Source organism: Candidatus Methanoperedens nitratireducens, from assembly GCF_900196725.1.
Lineage (GTDB): Archaea > Halobacteriota > Methanosarcinia > Methanosarcinales > Methanoperedenaceae > Methanoperedens > Methanoperedens nitroreducens_A.
Genome location: NZ_FZMP01000012.1, coordinates 1 through 17,109, shown reverse-complemented (window position 1 = coordinate 17,109; position 17,109 = coordinate 1). Strand labels below are relative to the sequence as shown.

Below are 17,109 nucleotides of genomic sequence, written 5' to 3'. Positions count from 1 at the left end.
TGTCATAACCAAGGGTAAAACTTGGGTAATTTAAGTCTATAGATATGATACTTCACACTTCCCATGTTCATATTCTGCTGGTCTGAAATTTCTGCTATGGTGCAGCCAGGGTTATTAAGAATATATTTAAAAATAGCATGCCTGCTCTGGTTTTCAAGCAAGTTTTTAATTCTTGCCAGAACAATAGGAATTATCTTTAATAATCCCAAAGAAGCGAGGATAACTCCTGATATGTAAGCTATCTGTACCCAGAGAGGCAGTTCCCAGAATGAGATTGTCGCATCTGCGCCGCTGGTATCGATTGACCCGTTTTGAGTAGGGTAGGAATCTACTGTGTATCCGCCTTCTCCGGCATAAGCTACAATGCTAAAGAAAAAAAGAAAAAATAGCAGATACCCTATCCATCGCATAGATTTATACTACTATGTTTGGATAATTGCTAAGGGTAACATCCAACTGTGGCTGTTGTTTTTCAACGCATCCTAATGTCGCCAGCATAACAACTATCACAATCATCAGCAAACATCGCAGCCAATCTCGAAACACGGTTTCTCTCCATCTTTTAAATTTAAATAGTTTAAACAATAACTTTTGTTCAAAGCATCTTCTTCGCTAGCAAGCGATAACATTGCCAGCACCGTAATCAGCACAGTGGTTACACATATGCTCGCTTCTTTCAGGCTTATATTTCCTGCGTTGCTATTAACAACATACTCATTTATCTTACCACCTTTTTTACTCTACCAAGCGAATCCTATAAGAGAATAGGAAGTATATATTTCAAACTATATATAATATTTCAATGTCGTTAAAAAATTATAATGCCGTTAAAATTTTCTCTGAACTTAGGCTGTAAATTAAGCACAAAAAAATTTACAGCTATGCATTACTAAGCCTGCATGATAAAGAAGCATCCCTAAGGCTCTCTACTTATTGCTATTCATGATTATTAGATAAAACCTTAAGTTGAAAGTCTTCATGAACTCTTTGAAAAGCTATTTAAAATCTTAATTATAATTGTAATTCCGCAATAGTTCGAAACTTTCCGGAGAGTTCTATCATTTCCATAAAAGCATCCCATGCACCCAGAGCCGGGCGTCATTTTAAAAACCCGCAAACCCGGCGCAGCGGATTTGGCGGATTCCTGAAATGGATCTTTCACAGGGAAAGGGCTTCATGGCCGAAGTGGATCGAATCAACTGCCAGCACTGTACCGGCAGCCCGTGTGAGCGGTAACGAGATAAAGATAACTTTTGTCAATCATTCTACATTTCTAATCCAGGCAGACGGGATGAACATACTCACAGATCCAATCTGGTCGGACTGGGCAGGCCCTCTCCCTTATGTGGGTAGCAAACGCGTTCGTTCTCCGGGAATACAATTCGGGGACCTTCCAATCATTGATGCTGTGCTGGTGAGCCATAACCACTATGACCATATGGATATACCCACATTGAGAGCCTTAGAAGAGAAGTTTTCTCCGCTTTTCGTAACCGGGCTGGGAAACAAAAAATTCCTGGATAAGAAGGTATCAGGCAGGATCGAAGAACTTGATTGGTGGGAAAAAACATCTCTCCCTGGCAGCAGGAGCATCTATTTTGTCCCAGCACAGCACTTTTCAGGCCGCGCCCCCTGGAATATAGACAAAAGCCTCTGGGGAGGGTTCGTGATCGAAAGCTCTCCCGGACAGATATATTTTGCAGGGGATACGGGCTTCGGGGACTTCTTTGAGCAGCTCCACGAGAGGTTTCCGGCTATTAAGGTTGCGCTGCTGCCTGTCGGCGCCTACGAGCCGCGCTGGTTCATGGGTGCAGTGCACTTGAATCCGGATGATGCTGTACGGGCGCACCAAATTCTGAAACCCGGGCTAAGTGTCGGCACTCATCTGGGGACATTTCATTTAAGCGATGAAGGCATCGATGCTCCATCCCGGGAGCTTGAGGAAGCCATCAAAAGACATGGTATGAAGCCTGAGGATTTTATTATCCTTGATTTCGGAGAAACCGTGACCGCAGCGGATTAAAAATTGTTTAACATCCAATGCATCAGGACAACCTCTTATATACAAAGAAAAAGAAGTATTATCATTCTTGGTGATACTTATGAAGACGATTGATGAATTAACCCAGAAAGCCGTTGAACTCCAGGCAGGTGGACTTTCCACAGGTCAGATCGCAGATGAATTGAACATCTCACGCGAGACTGCAACATGGCTCCTTGTCCATGCCAAAAAGAGGGACGTAACGCAGGCGCCCAAGGATATTTACATTGACTGGAGCAACATAGGCAGGAGTTCGCACAGGCAGAGATTGATAGCAGGCGCATTGATAGATATGATCCTTGATTGTCTTGATAAGACCGATGAGTGCATCGATGTTGTCGTCGGCGTAGCTCTTTCCGGGATACCGATTGCCAATCTGGTAGCGGATGAACTCGGATGCGAATTCACCACCTACCATCCGAACAAGCAGCGCTGGGAACCGGAATCAAAAGAGATCAAAGGTACTATCAGCCAGAATTTCGCGAAGGTAGATGGCAAGAACTGTGTTCTCATCGATGATGTTGTCACAACCGGCGCGACACTTTCAGAAGCTGTGGAAGTGCTTGAAGGAGTAGAAGCAAAGCCTGTGGCTATCGCGGTACTTGTAGATAAAAAGGGAATTGATGACATACGGGGCGTACCCCTTAATGCATTACTGCGAGTGACCAGGGTAGATAAGATAGAATAAAAATGCCTGACTGGCCTATACATATAATAGTTCCTCTGCTTGCACTGTTGATAGTGGGCAGGAAAGATGACAAGAAGTACATCCTGTTACTCCTGCCGCTTGCGATCTTGCCTGATTTTGATTCATTTGTGTCCCAGCACAGGGCTCTGCTTCACAACATATTCCTCCCGGTCATCTTTCTTCTTTTCGGGCTGGTAATAAAGCAGAAAAGAGCGATATTCATCATTGCGGCAGTTTATCTTGCATCCCATGTCTTTATGGACATGTTCGGCGGAGGCGTTGTACTTTTCTATCCTTTATATAACAAGATGGTTTTCGTGGATGCCACCCTCAGTTTAAGCTTGTCAAACGAACTAATATGGGTATTCGATTATGGTTTTAAAGGATACACCAATGATTGGGTGACAGCAAACGGGTATATCTCTGACAGCATCGGAACGGCTGCCTTAATATTTGTACTCCTGGCAGGCGTATACACTGTATTCAGGAACAGGAAGAGCTGATATGACCAAAAACCTCATGGTCATCGGGACAAGCTCGCATGTGGGGAAAAGCATACTTGTGGCTGCCCTGTGCAGGAGTTTCTCAAGAAAATACAGGGTAGCGCCTTTTAAGGCACAGAACATGAGCCTTAATTCATGGATTACACAAAATGGAGAAGAGATGGGAATAGCACAGGCGATCCAGGCAAAAGCAGCAGGGGTTGAACCTACTGCTGATATGAACCCTGTCCTGTTAAAGCCAAAAGGCTCCCATATTTCTCAGGTAATTATTCTTGGGAAACCGTTCGCGGACAAAAGAGCAGGCGAATACTATGATTCGATCGAAGGGATGATGACAGTAGTAACAGGGGCGTATAACCGGCTTGCGTCCGCGCACGACATGATAATAATAGAAGGTGCAGGCGGTGCTGCTGAGATCAACCTGTACAGCCGGGATATAGTGAATATCGGGATAGCGAGGGCTGTTAAACCCCATATAATACTGGTCGGGGATATCGAGCGTGGCGGCGTGTTTGCAAGCATATACGGCACGCTGAAGTTGCTTCCTGAGGATATACGGTCTCTGGTTTTCGGAATAATAATAAACAAATTCCGCGGGGATATCAGGCTGCTTGAGCCCGGGATTTTGCAACTTGAAGAACTCACAGGGCTTCCGGTGCTTGGTGTTATTCCTTTTACGGATGTAAAGCTCCCGTCCGAAGACTCGGTTTCCATAAAAGACAAGACCGGCAATGGTCATCCTGTCAGAATAGCAATAATACGGTTGCCCCACATATCCAACTTTACGGATTTTGAGCCTCTTGAGAAGTATGCCGATATCAGATACATCGAGCCCGGGGACGCCCTGGATAAGCCTGATGCGATAATATTGCCCGGCACTAAAAACACTATAGATGACCTGAAGGAGTTAAGGTCAAAAGGACTGGATAAACAAATCATAACAGAATCTAAAAAAGGCACACCTGTTATAGGTATTTGCGGCGGCTACCAGATGCTAGGAAATGAAATCATCGATAGCGGCGTAGAGGGAACCGGCGGCGCATGTTCGATAAAGGGTTTAGGTCTCCTGGATGTGACCACACATTTCCTGGATTATAAGAAGCAGACTAGACAGGTTGAAAAACCCGTTACTGGAGATGGCGCAATTCTAGGACAGCTAAAAGGCGGGAAGATCAGGGGATACGAGATACACATGGGTGAAACAGATGGTGGAGAGCCTGCTTTCGGAGACGATGGAGGTGTAAGCAAAAACGGGCTTGTTATCGGAACCTATCTTCACGGGCTGTTCGAGAATGAGAATGTAAGAACCTCATTCCTGGGTTATTTATATAAACAAAAAGGTATAATATTTAAGAATAAAGACGATGGTGACAGCATAGAGGAACTTGCAAGATTTATTGAAGAGCACGTGAACATGGAATTAATATATCGAAGGATCGAGGGAGCATGAAACAACTTAAAGAGACGGCAGAAAAAATAAAATCAATGGAAATACGCGGGGCGGGGAAAATAGCACGGACGGCAGCATCAGAGCTTCGGGATTATGCGGCGCGCCTTGAGGCAAAATATCTGGATGATTTCAATAAAAAGATGAAATATGCCGCTGAGCTTCTTGTTAGCACGCGCCCGACAGCGGTATCCCTGCCAAATGCGATCAGGTGGGTGATGAGATATAAGGGCGAGAATGTGGATGAAGCGAAGGCAGATATTAAGAAACTTGCTGATGAATTTATCACGAACTCGGAGAACGCTGTAAGGAAAATAGGGGAGATTGGAGCGCGAAGAGTGCAGGATGGGGATACGATTATGACACACTGCAATTCATCCGCCGCCATCTCTATTATGGCACAGGCACACGCTCAGGGGAAGGATATTAACGTGATAGCCACGGAATCAAGACCAAGGTGGCAGGGGCTTCTGACCATAAAACAGCTCGATAAACTGGGGATTGATGCCACGCTGATAGTGGATTCCGCAGTTCGTTTTTTCATGAAAGACGTTGACCTTGTTATCATGGGAGCGGATGCCGTAACAGTGAACGGCTCGGTCATCAACAAGATAGGGACTTCCCAGATTGCACTGGCTGCGAATGAGTCAAGGAAAAATGTCGTTATAGCGGCCGAGACCTATAAATTCAGCCCGAGAAGCATACTTGGGGAACTTGTGGAGATCGAGGAGCGGGCAAGCGAAGAAGTGATCAGCCGGGAGAAGCTGGATGAGCTATCAAATGTCCGCGTCAGGAACCCTGCTTTTGATGTTACGCCGCGTGAGTACATTGACCTGATATGCACAGAGGTCGGGGCGTTCCCTCCTGAGATGGCTTACATTATCATCAAGGATTTCCTGGGGTGGGAGATAGAGGAAATGAATTCTACTTAGGGCCTATCATACCTTGCAGGCTGTAGCATAAAAAAGTAGGTCTATTTCGTGCTTATAATATCATGTACTGTATTCAACAATTTTTCAGCCGCGTAAGGCTTGGATAAAAAAGTCTGTACATGAACATAATCAACTTTGGCAAGTTTGTCTTTCTCGGTTAATCCACTGACTACGATAATCTTAATTTCAGGATTAACTTTACGCAACTCTCGAATGCTTGCTGGGCCATCCATAACAGGCATCATCATATCCATAAGAACAAGTTTGATTTTTTCTCTGTGCTGTAAGTATAACGCAACAGCCTCTTTTCCGTCATTGGCTGTTATTACTTTGTACCCATGTGTTTCCAATGTTTTTTTGGTAATCCTAAGAATTTGGTCTTCATCATCAACAACAAGAATTAATTCTCCATGCCCTGCTGGCAGTATATATTGATGCTCTTGCCCTTTTAATTTTTCAGATGTTGTAATGGCAGGTAAATAAACTTTAAATGTGGTTCCTTTTCCAATTTCGCTTTTCACATCCATAAATCCACCATGGCTTTTCAAAATCCCAAGAGCTGTTGAGAGACCAAGCCCGGTGCCTTTGCCATGCTCTTTTGTAGTGAAAAAGGGTTCGAATATCCTATCCATTATTTTGGGAGGAATACCTGTTCCGGTATCTGAAACAGCAATCATAACGTAAGGACCTGCCCTGGCATCAACATTGTTTCTGGCAACATTTTCATCAATGGAAATATTTTCAGCAGAAATGCCAAGGGTACCCCCAGCCGGCATCGCATCCCGTGCATTCACACAGAGATTCATAAGAACCTGATGTAATTGTGTTGCATCTCCTAAGATTATCCAAAGGTCTTTGGGTATGTCAGTCCTGATTCGAATATTCCGTTGGAACGTCTCTTTCACTATCTGCCTTATTTCAGATACAAGTTGCGCTACTTGAAGAGCATTGCGTTCACCCTCAACACCTTTTGTAAATGATAATACCTGCTTCATCAAATTAGCTCCACGATGTGTACTTCTTTTGATTGTATTAAGCAACCTCTTGCTCTCTTCATCTGTTAATTTTTCTTGTAATAGTTCCTGTGACAGCATTATTGGTGTGAGCACATTGTTGATATCGTGCGCTATACCGCTGGAGAGCGTGCCTATGCTCTCCATCCTTTGAGAACGCAATAACTGTGATTCAAGCTTCTTTTTCTCAGTGATATCTTTCGCGGTCACCATGCTTGCCACCCTGCCACGGTAAGTTATGAGTCCAACATTTGTATTGACGAGTATTCTGGTTCTCCCATCCTTGTGCATCATATGGAATTCGTATTCTTTAGGAACATCTTCTCCTGCCTGCCTTCTATGATAGCGGTCTATAACCATCTCTAAATCCTCTGGCGCAACAAATTCTCTGAAATCTTTTCCGATAACTTCTTCCACTGTGTACCCACTCACTTTGGCAAATGCTTCATTGGCAAACTGTATTTTACTATCCTGAATAATAAAGACGCCGTCCTGAATATTGTCAATTAGTGTATGGTATTTTTCCTCAGACTGTTTCAATGCCTCTTCTGCACTCTTACGGTCTGTAATGTCGCTGATGATAACCTGTATCCCGGGCTTGCCCTGATAGGTGAAAGGCATTGCTGTCACCTCTACATCTATAACTGACCCATCAAGTTTGATGAACCTTTCTTCGGTAGAGGACATGTTCTTCCCCTCCTCTCTCATCAATCGGATTCGCTCCCTGACGATTTCCTGATAATCAGGGTGAACAAAATCCATCACTGATTTTCCAATTAATTGTTCAGGATTTACAGCACCAACGAGTTTCGCCCCGGCAGCATTTATAAAAACAATCTTGCCCTGGCTGTGAATGGCTATTGCATAGGGAGAAAATTCTACAAGCTTGCGATAGCGCTCCTCACTTTCTCGAAGCGCCGCCTCAGATAGCTCGCGCTCTGTGATTTGAGCCAGTAAGGCTTTGTTAGTTTCTTCAAGCTTCGCGGTTCGCTCCTGAATCCCCAATTCTAATTCACCGTGCGCTGTACGTAGCGCCTCTTCAGTGCGTTTACGTTCTGTGACATCACGGGCAATCCCGGTCGTGCCTATGACATTACCCCTGTCATCATAAATCGGTGTTTTGATAGTCTCTATCCATGTTTTTCTGCCATCTTTATCTATCAGCGGCTCTTCAACCTGTTTTCGTCTACCTGTTTCCATGACATCTCTATCATCAGCCCTGTATCTTTCTGCTAGATCCTTATGCCAGACATCTAAATCTGTTTTACCGACTAAATCCTCAGGACTTACACCGCATGCCTCTGCGTATGGTTTATTTACTGCTATAAAGCGACTTTCTTTATCCTTCAGCCAGGCGATATCTGGTATGTTATTAAGAATAGCAGTTTGCTGGTGGATACTTTTCTGCAGTTCTTCCTCTATACGCTTGCGCTCGGTAATATCGCGTACATATTCGATCACCCACCTTATCTGTCCTGTTGGTGTATCGACCATAGGGAAACTATATATCTCAAGCCAGCCATTATCCTCCCCCCTGGATCCGCTTTTGTGAATAATCTTATGATCGGCTTCGCCAGTTTTAAATGTCCTCTGTGCAGGGCAGATCTTACACCGCTCGCTCCTACCATGATAGGCTTCGTAACATTTCCTGCCAACTAACGACGCGGCATGCGGATACCATCTTTCTGCCGTCGGGTTGACACGAATAATGTTCATGTCTTTGTCGATGATTCCGATGCCATCTTGTATACTTGCAAAGACATTAGACAGGAAGTGCTCTCTCTTCCGCAGTTCCTCTTCCATTCGTTTGCGCTCCGTGATGTCGCGTGCTGTGGTAAGGAGTACTTTATGCCCTTTGAGTTCCAGCAAGTCCACGTTCAGCAGCGCATAATAAATTGTTCCGTCCTTGCGCTTCAGTCTAACCTCCCAATCATACACTCTTCCAGTTTCTTGCAAGGTTTTAAGTAACGACTTGCGCTCATTCGGGTCAACATAAAGAGCGCCGACACCGATGGTTCTTAATTCTTCCAGAGTAAAGCCAGTCATCTCTTGCATACTCTGGTTGCCATCAAATATGTTGCCTTTAAGATCTGCGATTCCAATCCCCATCGGAGTGGCTTCAAATAAAGCACGATACTTTTCTTCGGATTCTCGCAGTGCTTCCTCAATTCTCTTACTCTCGGTGATATCCCAGAAAATACCAAGTATTCCAATCACACTGCCTTTCTCATCTTTAATAGGTGCTTTGGCAGTGTGGACAATAACTTCTTGTCCATCCTGAATGTATTTCTCTTCTATCTCTTCTGTCTTCCCCGACTCCAGAATTCTTTTATCGTCTGCTCTGTATTTTTCAGCTAATTCCTTATTATAAAAATCGTAATCTGTCTTTCCAACAATTTCATAAGGCTTAATCTTTAAATCGTATGCATAACTCTCATTGCAGGATACATAAACAGAATTTCTATCTTTATAGAATATTTTTTGCGAGAGGTTCGCAATTAATACTTTATATTTATTTTCACCCATCAGTAATTTGTCCATATCTCTTTGATATTGATTTTCTTATTTTTCTAATTCAGCAATCCTCTGGCTCAGTTCTTTTATGGTTTTCTCTTTAATCCTGTCCCCAGCTTTCATCGTTTTTCCCTCTTGAAATAGGCAGTAGTTTTAGCTAACCCGCCCCATCTTTTGCTTGAACTCGACTTCATTGATTGATATTTACTCTCACTCTATCGTTATCACAGATAACCTGTTATATTAATCTGACGCTACCGCGCTATTAAAAGGACATCTACTTATAATGGACGTTTTAGGGAGACTATATAGTTTTTCTTTAATCTTTCGATGCTGTTAACTTAATGTTAATATTCGGTAGCATATCAGGTAAATCACGAACTCTCACCGCGAAGAACGCAAAGTTCGCAAAGATTTTTTATTGCTATCCTTTGCGACCTGGTGTGAAAAACTTTTCATCGCCATCTATGAACCACAGTTCATAGCCGACTTTGCAGTGTTTAATCTATTCCTCTTTCCGATAAAACCCAAAAAGGTTGTATAATATTAAGTTTAAGTTAACACCATCTCTAATCAAAAGAGTATTCTTACCATATCCGGCACGTATAATTTCATCAAACTGAAGTCTGGGAGACCATCCAATAATTCCAACTTCGCAAATTACATATTGCGTTAAAGGGTTAAAATTCAGCCAATGGACAGGATTAACAGGATTAACGGGATAGGTTTTTTAAGGTCGACTAAGAAGAGGCAATTACTCGCCTCCCCTCGTCTAAGAACAGTACGTTAAACTTTCGCTTCATATCGCTCAAGCATTTTATAACCCTTTCAGTATCGGGCAGCCGCTATTCGTAAGGCAAAGTATTCCATTTACCTTTTATAACTGCTTTTGTAATCCTGACTTGTAGCCTATTGACATGATTTTCAACTTTATGTTTCAGTTGCATGTTTGTAAGCTTCTCACCTTGCGGTGTAATTGAATTTCTTACATTCATAGGTCGTACCTCCGTTCATACAATAAAATACCGTAGAGTAAGTCAGCCTCCTTTCGGGTTGAGGCAATTTTGAACCTCTATACAATCTATTACCGATTGTCATTTGCTTTTTACTCTCTCCTTTACCCTCTATGTCGTCGTTGCTTCTTGCGAAGTTCCTACCCTTTGGGAACATATAGGGCTTACCAAGTTCTACATCATAAATAATTGTGAATACTTTAGAAGCCATCTCTAAGCCGAGAATCGTATGTCCATTCACTATAATGTGATTAAAGCCATTATAGTCTGATTCCGTACCTTTTGGTCTAAGCGTTTCAGTCTATTTTCGCTTATCATAACTGACGACTCTTATGATGATTTAACATATGTTTCTTCATAGTATTCTTATCCTGACAGATTGGTTGAGTTAGACTTTCAATTTTTCCATGTTGTCCTATGGGCTTTACACCCCAATGTTACCTTTGGCGCATACCATCGTAGGATTACCACGAATGGAAGGGGTAGCACTGTGGCAATTTATGAAGTAATTTCTTGTCGCACTTAATCCTGTTATCCCGTCTAATTATTGGATAAGTTCAGTTTGTGCAAAAGTATTTTATACCCATCTTCAAATCTAAAGAACCATGAAGGCTTATGAATTTGAGTTCCCTGAGGACAGGTATTACCTGAAAAACCATGTGTGGTTAAAGCCGCAGAACGGAGAAATTACTATCGGGATTACCGAACTTGGACAATCGCTTTCCAAAGGGATAGTACATATAGACCTGCCTGAGATAGGCGAATCAATTAAAAAAGGAGATACTCTTGTCGCATATGAGACGATAAAAGCAGTCTCGCAGATATCCCTTCCTTTTGATGCAGAGGTCAAAGAAGTGAACGAAAAACTCTGGGATGACCCCAATATTATAAACAGTAATCCTTATAATGAATGGCTCATAAAAATAAAAGGTGAGTTCAGCGAACGCTTGTTAATGGATGTAGAAGAAGCTGTAAAATATTACAGCGGGCTGGTAGCAAAAGAACGGGAGCGGTACGCTGGTAATTAAGTTTATATAAGACGATGTAATAACGATTAAAATGAGGAAAGATTATGGCTGAAATAGAGGGATACAAACTTCCTGATGAACTGTACTACACGAAGGATCATACCTGGGCAAGAGTAGAAGATGACGGCATGGTAACCGTAGGCATGGACGCCTATGGTGCTAAAGCCGCAGGTAATATTGAATTTATAGACCTTCCGATGGAAGAAGACGAATTTGAGAGCGGGGAAGCTTTTGGCTCGCTGGAATCCGCAAAATGGGTGGGGGGGCTTCTTATGCCTGTTGGCGGTACGGTTATCGCGGTCAATGAAAAGATCGAAGATGAGCTGAACCTTCTTTCGGAAGACCCTTACGGGGAAGGATGGATTATCAAGATCAGACCTGCTAATCTGAAAGATGACCTGAAAGCCCTCGTTCATGGGGACGGCGTTGGACCCTGGCTTAAGAAAGAGATTGAGACGCGCAAGAAAAAATAACTACCAGTTTTCATCATCCTCTTCGAACTCGTACTTGATTACTTCAAGCCTGGTTCTCTCACCTTTATTATTATAACATGCCCAGCTTGACTCATTGTAAGGCGCTCCCGCGATGATGTGGTACTCCCCTTTCCTGTCAAATAGCTCAAGGTCGTCAGTTGAAGGCCGCAGGTTCCCGGAAGGATGGCTGTGCACAGTCCCGACCGTGGCGATATTGGGAAGCATAAATAACTGCATTACTGCGCTCTCATCGCTTGATTCTGTTCCCGGGACGACCACCACGTCGGTAATAACATCGCCGGTAGCCTGGAGCATGCCTGCGAACTCTTTCGGGGCCGATGATTTACTTACTTCAAGTATGAACGATAACGTATCCTTTGCGATTTTCATAACTCACGATAGCTCCTTCTCATTGCCAGAGTTGGCCGGTAGATGATTGGCAGCAAACGATATAAATAATTGGAAAGATTGAAAGAGCTTAGATGATTAAGAGCTTGAGGGATATTCCGCGTATTGGAGAGAAAACCTTTCGGCGTTTTATCGAACATTTCGGCGGAGAGAAACAGGCGCTTGAATCGATATTGAACGGGGATATCGCTGCCATAAGCGAAATGGAGGGGATGACGGAAAAATCCGCCATATCACTTGTTCTTGAGGCACGCGCGCAAAACGAGGGCGTGGGTATCCGTGATTTCCTGAAGACAGATGTGGCTTATGAGATGTACGAGCGCATAAACGCCCTGATTTCCGGTTTTGCCCATACTGATTATGCAAAAAGCAAAATCAATTTGTATTTTCCGTACCCGGCAAGGAAAAAAGACATGATAATAAAGTTACAGAAAGAGATCGGCGGTATTATCAGGATGGCAGGTAAGCTCGATGATAATGAACTCTCTGGTTTTTTATCAGGAGTCAGACCGATAAAAACAAATGTCACCATCCCTGTGATAAGGGACAGGGCTATTATCGCGACCACGCAGGAAGAGTTCGAGGCAGCCAGAAATTTCCCGGTTTCTGTCCAGCTTGTTTCAGAGCCGGGAGAAGCGATAGATGTAGCACGGGGATATTCTCACGTTTTCATAGGTACCAGCCTGGCAGGGATCGATTTCCCGGAAGATATCGATGTCGATTTCATAGATATCAAAAGAACCGAGACCTGGCAGGTGGCGCCTGAGAAAGAGCTTGCGTTCTTTGCAAAGAATCTGGGCTCTATCACCTCAGCGATATCGGTTTTCAGGATCATAAGGAAACACGAGCCTGATTTCTGCGCTAAAATAAAAGATGATGAGATTGAACGCCTGGCTCTTGGCACATCGAAGATATCCGGGGACTCTGACCTGAAGGGCGGGCTTGATAATGAGATAGACAGGCTCATATCTGTCTACGGCAGGCTGAACGATACGATTGCAGCCGCAGAAAAAAAGGCGAATGCCGAATTTGGCTCCCTCATTGAAAAAAGCTCTGTCACTGTTAAAGGTTTTGACCTCCTGACAGCGATCGACGGGAGCGCCAACAGCCTCTTTGAGAAAGAGATACGGGAAAAATACAATACGGTCACAGCCAGTGCTCTTTGCACGATATCAAACGAACTGGGCATGTCTCCAAAAGAAGTTCAGTACCTCGATAACTTCTTCAGCGATGAAGTATCGCATCCCATCAGGGTAAATCCCAGGGGTGCGGAAGGATTAAAAAACCACCTGCTTCGCAGCATTGCTTCCAGAAAACTTGTGCTCTTGCGGGAAAATGCGCGCGAGCTCTCAAAATTAAAGGAAACTGCCTCGGTCATTGTTCGCGAGGTCCTTGATTTTGATGTGGGTTACACCATCGGATGCTTCGCGCGTAAATTCTCTCTTGGTATGCCGGCAATCCATGATAAGAGTGGCATCGGGCTTGCAGGAGGCACCAACATTTTCCTTGAGTCTCCTGTTCCCATAGATTACTCAGTGGGAGCCTCGCGGTTCAACGCCGGGATAGGTAAACTTAAAGATGCCTGCGTTATACTGCTGAGCGGCGTGAACTCGGGAGGGAAGACTTCCACGCTTGACCTCCTGGCGCAGATAATCATACTTGCCCATATGGGTTTCCCGGTACCTGCAAAGCAGTGTGAGCTGGGGTTGGTGGAGGAATTTTTCTATTTCGGCAAGTCCAGGGGCACGATGGATGCGGGAGCATTTGAAAGCACGATCAGGGATTTTTCTGCTATAGCGGGCAAGAAGAACAAGCTTGTGCTCGCCGATGAGCTGGAATCTATCACCGAGCCCGGCGCATCTGCGAAGATAATCTCAGGTATCCTTGAGGAGCTTGATGATAACAACGGAATGGGTGTGTTCGTAAGCCACCTGGCTGAGTCGATACTCAAGGATACGACCTGCGATATACGCGTTGATGGCATCGAGGCAAAAGGTCTGGATGAGCACCTGAACCTGATAGTTGACAGGAACCCAAGATACAATTACCTGGCGCGCAGTACCCCGGAGCTTATTGTGGAGCGGCTTGCGCGGAAGAACAAGGATAGTGAGTTCTATAACAGGCTTTTGAAAAAATTTAAATAGAGTTGATCATTTCACGATTACTTTTCTCCTCATGCTTGAATGGATTGTACACCAGTAATCGTATGTTCTGTACCTTTCTTTTTCAGCAGAGAATATATAGGAGTGTTAGAGAGGGGGCTATTTATATCATATTATAACATATCTGGGCTAAGTGTGGCAGGTGGTATTTGCCCATTGTAAAAGTTAAGATATCCTCCGAACAGGCTCCATTACTGAAAGCAGGAGCGGGTCGCGGGTGGGTAAAATGCTAAATGAAAAATCAAAAATTTATATGTGGATTTCGCTGATATTGATGTCTCTTATTGTCAGGATATATCTTTCTCAATTTGAGGGATATAGCTCTGACATATGGTATTTTAAAATATGGAGCCGCGCAGCCTACTATAATGAATTCCAGGATTTTTATTCCAGTGTCTGGTCGGACTATCCGCCTTTTTACATATACGTTCTCTGGTTTGTAGGTTTCATTTACAGTTTCTTCTCATCTTCTTTTGATATCAATACCACCATATTTACAATACTGATTAAAAGCCCTGCTAATATTATCGACATTATTACCTCTTTCTTAATATTCATTATTGTCAAAAAATATGCTGAATTCAGGACAGCCCTTCTGATTATGTTATCGTATTTATTTAATCCCGCTATTATATACAATTCCGCAGTATGGGGTCAGGTAGACTCGATAAATACTATATTTATTCTTCTTACTCTCTTTTTTATGGTATCCGGAAAACTGGAGCTTGCCGGCATTTCCGTGGCAGTAGCAATCCTGACCAAACCCCAGAGTCTCCTGATTTTACCTCTGTTTGTAATTTTAACGATTAAAACCTTAAAAGTGAAAATCCTGCCGGTAAAAACCCGGATTTCAAGACTTGCAAAGATCTCTATGATATCTTCGGGAGTGTTTGTAACTCTGGCACTGCCATTTCATTTGAAAAGCCTGAAAATCACCGATGTTCTTGTTAAAATAATAAGACCATACACCACTGGCTATAACGAGTATTCCTATACATCTTTGAATGCCTTTAATCTCTGGGCTTTTCCGGGTTTCTGGAAACCGGATGATATACCTTTCTTATTTTTAAGCTACAGATTATGGTCTTACATCCTGTTCGGAATATTATTCATATATGTTTTATATGTAACTGTTAAAACAAGGGATAACAGGATAATATATTTTGCTTCTGCAATTCTGTTTTTTGGGTTTTTCATGCTCTTTACCCGCGTTCATGAAAGGTACCTGTTCCCAATGTTCGCACCGCTTGCCGTTGTGATGTACATGGACAGGCGCTTGGTTTTTATATACTGGATTATGACTTTCACATTCCTGTTTAATCTTTACGATGTCTTATCTCTCTTACATACAGGTCAATCTATCCTGCATGGATACCCTTATGTGTTTATTATTTCAGCAATAAACCTGGGGGTATTAATGTACGCTATTTATTGTTTATCAACTTTCCAGAAACTAAAAGATACATCACTGTTACCCGGTAATGAGTAGAACAAGCCTGCCTGTGTTATTCAGCCTCTTTGATCAGTTCAACAATTTGAGAGGCTAAATCATCGATCATGTGCTCCAGCTTTTTTGCCTTTTCTAACAGCTCCCGAATCTGCGCGTCCTGTTCGGCTCTCCCTTTGTGCTTCTCTGCCGCCTCCAGTTCTTTTTCTTTTCGCTTGCGGCATGATACACGATGCTTGCCTATCCCTCGTTTATCGAACTTATTTCCGCAGTATTCACATATTTCATATACCATATACGCGAAAATGGACATGATTGTTTATATATTGAATAGTAAAGTGTCTTGATGGTGAAAATGTGCTCGCCATTGGATGAAAAATTAAAATAAAAATTAACTTTATGTGTCCAAAATTGAAATATACCAGTTATTTTTCCTCTTGATGCGTGCCATGATTTCTTGACGGGGGCAGAAAAACATATTTAATTTTCTGCCACAGAGGCACAGAGACACAGAGGCACAGAGAACTCAGAGATTGAATTTAAAGAGTTATTTTTTGATGCAAGTCGGTCTTTGTGCCTCTGTGCCTCAGTGGCTAAATTACTAATGTTCCGCCCGCAATTTGAGAGCCCGGTTCATTTCTTCAAAGCCCCGCCGCGTGTCCTTACCCAGCCAGCGCACAAACAGGGGAACGAGAATGCCTGTAAAGATCTCGCGCTGTACAAATCGCACACGCCCGGCTCCAAGCGGCTCGATGGTGAAAATGTGCTCGCCGTCGAACAAACCGGGTATCAGGAAATGTCCAAGCCAGCGCAGTTCACGAGCCGGTTCTGCTTTGAGTACCTTCGGGCGAAAGGTCATGCCCTTTGCGCCTGAAGGCTGGAGATATACTTCGAGCTGTGCACCTTTCCTGGGTTCCCCGCTGGCCTTGCGTATGAACGGGTTCCATAGAGGGAAACTAGCAAAATCGGTGAGCAACTGCCATACACGCTCAGGAGGTGCATTTATTTCGATTTCGGTGCGAACTTCTTTCATAGTTTTCAACTATCATCTATGTGAAAAGGATTTATCAAGACATAATCCTTTTTAAAATTAAGACGCGGAATTTTTTCTTGATATGAATGTGCAATACACTACGTTTTTGTTGTTTCTATTGAGTAAGCCGCTCTGGAACTTTGAGACTACCCTACCCGAAGCTTTCAGAAAGTTATATTGGCTGAGAGATTAGTTATTGATTGGGATTTTCCATACATTAGAAAATCGCGGAAAAGTTTTATAGGCAAAAAACGCTATCAAGCCCGGTACTTCTTAAGTACGGGGTTAGGGTTAATTGGAGTTACTTTTATACCTATTTCATCTATAATTTTTATTCACCAACACAAATTGAAGTTTAATTCATCTTGGATTTCGGCTCATTTAGTCACTATGAACCTAAATTGATC

General features: G+C 43.2%; 15 protein-coding genes. 9 read left to right on the top strand and 6 right to left on the bottom strand.

All coding sequences use genetic code 11. The features are described from left to right. Window positions 1–2 precede the first annotated feature (2 nt). Entirely contained in the window at window positions 3–410 is a 408-nt protein-coding gene (locus tag MNV_RS01380) for a hypothetical protein (RefSeq protein ID WP_096203596.1), read from the bottom strand. Window positions 411–1,225: 815 nt separating this feature from the next. On the opposite strand from MNV_RS01380, the gene MNV_RS01375 reads away from it, so the two are divergent. The 5 genes from MNV_RS01375 (at window position 1,226) to MNV_RS01355 (ending at window position 5,611) form a co-directional block, all read left to right on the top strand. Further along, window positions 1,226–2,023: an MBL fold metallo-hydrolase gene (locus tag MNV_RS01375; RefSeq protein ID WP_179293735.1), complete on the top strand. Its 798-nt coding sequence runs from the start codon at window positions 1,226–1,228 to the stop codon at window positions 2,021–2,023. Between the two features lie 79 nt (window positions 2,024–2,102). Then, on the top strand, window positions 2,103–2,729 hold the full coding sequence (locus MNV_RS01370) for an orotate phosphoribosyltransferase-like protein (protein ID WP_096203594.1): 627 nt from the start codon (window positions 2,103–2,105) through the stop codon (window positions 2,727–2,729). A 2-nt stretch (window positions 2,730–2,731) separates the two neighbouring features. Continuing rightward, on the top strand, window positions 2,732–3,232 hold the full coding sequence (locus MNV_RS01365; protein ID WP_096203593.1) for a metal-dependent hydrolase: 501 nt from the start codon (window positions 2,732–2,734) through the stop codon (window positions 3,230–3,232). Between the two features lies 1 nt (window position 3,233). After that, complete coding sequence (locus MNV_RS01360; RefSeq protein WP_096203592.1) at window positions 3,234–4,682, top strand: cobyric acid synthase; 1,449 nt, start codon at window positions 3,234–3,236, stop codon at window positions 4,680–4,682. Further along, window positions 4,679–5,611, top strand: coding sequence for a ribose 1,5-bisphosphate isomerase (locus MNV_RS01355; RefSeq protein WP_096203591.1), 933 nt, complete (start codon window positions 4,679–4,681; stop codon window positions 5,609–5,611). The genes MNV_RS01360 and MNV_RS01355 overlap by 4 nt, the downstream gene beginning before the upstream one ends. A gap of 41 nt (window positions 5,612–5,652) precedes the next feature. Here MNV_RS01355 and MNV_RS01350 read toward each other — a convergent pair whose 3' ends face one another. Together MNV_RS01350 and MNV_RS18870 are read right to left on the bottom strand one after the other, a co-directional pair. After that, window positions 5,653–9,165: a PAS domain S-box protein gene (locus MNV_RS01350; RefSeq protein ID WP_096203590.1), complete on the bottom strand. Its 3,513-nt coding sequence runs from the start codon at window positions 9,163–9,165 to the stop codon at window positions 5,653–5,655. A gap of 933 nt (window positions 9,166–10,098) precedes the next feature. After that, entirely contained in the window at window positions 10,099–10,308 is a 210-nt protein-coding gene (locus MNV_RS18870; protein ID WP_179293734.1) for a hypothetical protein, read from the bottom strand. A 448-nt stretch (window positions 10,309–10,756) separates the two neighbouring features. Between MNV_RS18870 and MNV_RS01345 the strand changes: the two genes are divergently transcribed. Then, complete coding sequence (locus MNV_RS01345; RefSeq protein WP_096203589.1) at window positions 10,757–11,179, top strand: glycine cleavage system protein H; 423 nt, start codon at window positions 10,757–10,759, stop codon at window positions 11,177–11,179. Between the two features lie 44 nt (window positions 11,180–11,223). After that, window positions 11,224–11,652: a glycine cleavage system protein H gene (locus MNV_RS01340; RefSeq protein ID WP_096203588.1), complete on the top strand. Its 429-nt coding sequence runs from the start codon at window positions 11,224–11,226 to the stop codon at window positions 11,650–11,652. On the opposite strand, the gene MNV_RS01335 is transcribed toward MNV_RS01340, so the two are convergent. Further along, window positions 11,653–12,042 carry a Mov34/MPN/PAD-1 family protein gene (locus MNV_RS01335; protein WP_096203587.1) on the bottom strand — a complete coding sequence of 130 codons (390 nt, stop codon included), beginning with the start codon at window positions 12,040–12,042 and terminating at the stop codon, window positions 11,653–11,655. A 92-nt stretch (window positions 12,043–12,134) separates the two neighbouring features. On the opposite strand from MNV_RS01335, the gene MNV_RS01330 reads away from it, so the two are divergent. Both MNV_RS01330 and MNV_RS01325 read left to right on the top strand, forming a co-directional pair. Further along, window positions 12,135–14,204 (top strand): helix-hairpin-helix domain-containing protein, encoded by a 2,070-nt coding sequence (locus MNV_RS01330; protein WP_096203586.1) that lies wholly within the window; start codon window positions 12,135–12,137, stop codon window positions 14,202–14,204. Between the two features lie 244 nt (window positions 14,205–14,448). Continuing rightward, a complete protein-coding gene (locus tag MNV_RS01325; protein ID WP_096203585.1) occupies window positions 14,449–15,711 on the top strand; it encodes a hypothetical protein in 1,263 nt (420 codons plus the stop codon). A gap of 16 nt (window positions 15,712–15,727) precedes the next feature. Here MNV_RS01325 and MNV_RS01320 read toward each other — a convergent pair whose 3' ends face one another. Then, window positions 15,728–15,964 carry a hypothetical protein gene (locus MNV_RS01320; RefSeq protein ID WP_143311563.1) on the bottom strand — a complete coding sequence of 79 codons (237 nt, stop codon included), beginning with the start codon at window positions 15,962–15,964 and terminating at the stop codon, window positions 15,728–15,730. Between the two features lie 306 nt (window positions 15,965–16,270). Continuing rightward, window positions 16,271–16,702 carry an SRPBCC domain-containing protein gene (locus MNV_RS01315; RefSeq protein ID WP_096203583.1) on the bottom strand — a complete coding sequence of 144 codons (432 nt, stop codon included), beginning with the start codon at window positions 16,700–16,702 and terminating at the stop codon, window positions 16,271–16,273. Between the last annotated feature and the right edge of the window lie 407 nt (window positions 16,703–17,109).

Excerpts from the sequence above, each read along its gene's own strand:
- MNV_RS01340 (WP_096203588.1), top strand. The coding sequence starts at position 11,224 with ATGGCTGAAATAGAGGGATACAAACTTCCTGATGAACTGTACTACACG.
- MNV_RS01350 (WP_096203590.1), bottom strand. The coding sequence starts at position 9,165 with ATGGACAAATTACTGATGGGTGAAAATAAATATAAAGTATTAATTGCG.
- MNV_RS01370 (WP_096203594.1), top strand. The coding sequence starts at position 2,103 with ATGAAGACGATTGATGAATTAACCCAGAAAGCCGTTGAACTCCAGGCA.
- MNV_RS01325 (WP_096203585.1), top strand. The coding sequence starts at position 14,449 with ATGCTAAATGAAAAATCAAAAATTTATATGTGGATTTCGCTGATATTG.
- MNV_RS01330 (WP_096203586.1), top strand. The coding sequence starts at position 12,135 with ATGATTAAGAGCTTGAGGGATATTCCGCGTATTGGAGAGAAAACCTTT.
- MNV_RS01355 (WP_096203591.1), top strand. The coding sequence starts at position 4,679 with ATGAAACAACTTAAAGAGACGGCAGAAAAAATAAAATCAATGGAAATA.
- MNV_RS01320 (WP_143311563.1), bottom strand. The coding sequence starts at position 15,964 with ATGGTATATGAAATATGTGAATACTGCGGAAATAAGTTCGATAAACGA.
- MNV_RS01380 (WP_096203596.1), bottom strand. The coding sequence starts at position 410 with ATGCGATGGATAGGGTATCTGCTATTTTTTCTTTTTTTCTTTAGCATT.
- MNV_RS01360 (WP_096203592.1), top strand. The coding sequence starts at position 3,234 with ATGACCAAAAACCTCATGGTCATCGGGACAAGCTCGCATGTGGGGAAA.
- MNV_RS18870 (WP_179293734.1), bottom strand. The coding sequence starts at position 10,308 with ATGTTCCCAAAGGGTAGGAACTTCGCAAGAAGCAACGACGACATAGAG.
- MNV_RS01335 (WP_096203587.1), bottom strand. The coding sequence starts at position 12,042 with ATGAAAATCGCAAAGGATACGTTATCGTTCATACTTGAAGTAAGTAAA.
- MNV_RS01345 (WP_096203589.1), top strand. The coding sequence starts at position 10,757 with ATGAAGGCTTATGAATTTGAGTTCCCTGAGGACAGGTATTACCTGAAA.
- MNV_RS01365 (WP_096203593.1), top strand. The coding sequence starts at position 2,732 with ATGCCTGACTGGCCTATACATATAATAGTTCCTCTGCTTGCACTGTTG.
- MNV_RS01315 (WP_096203583.1), bottom strand. The coding sequence starts at position 16,702 with ATGAAAGAAGTTCGCACCGAAATCGAAATAAATGCACCTCCTGAGCGT.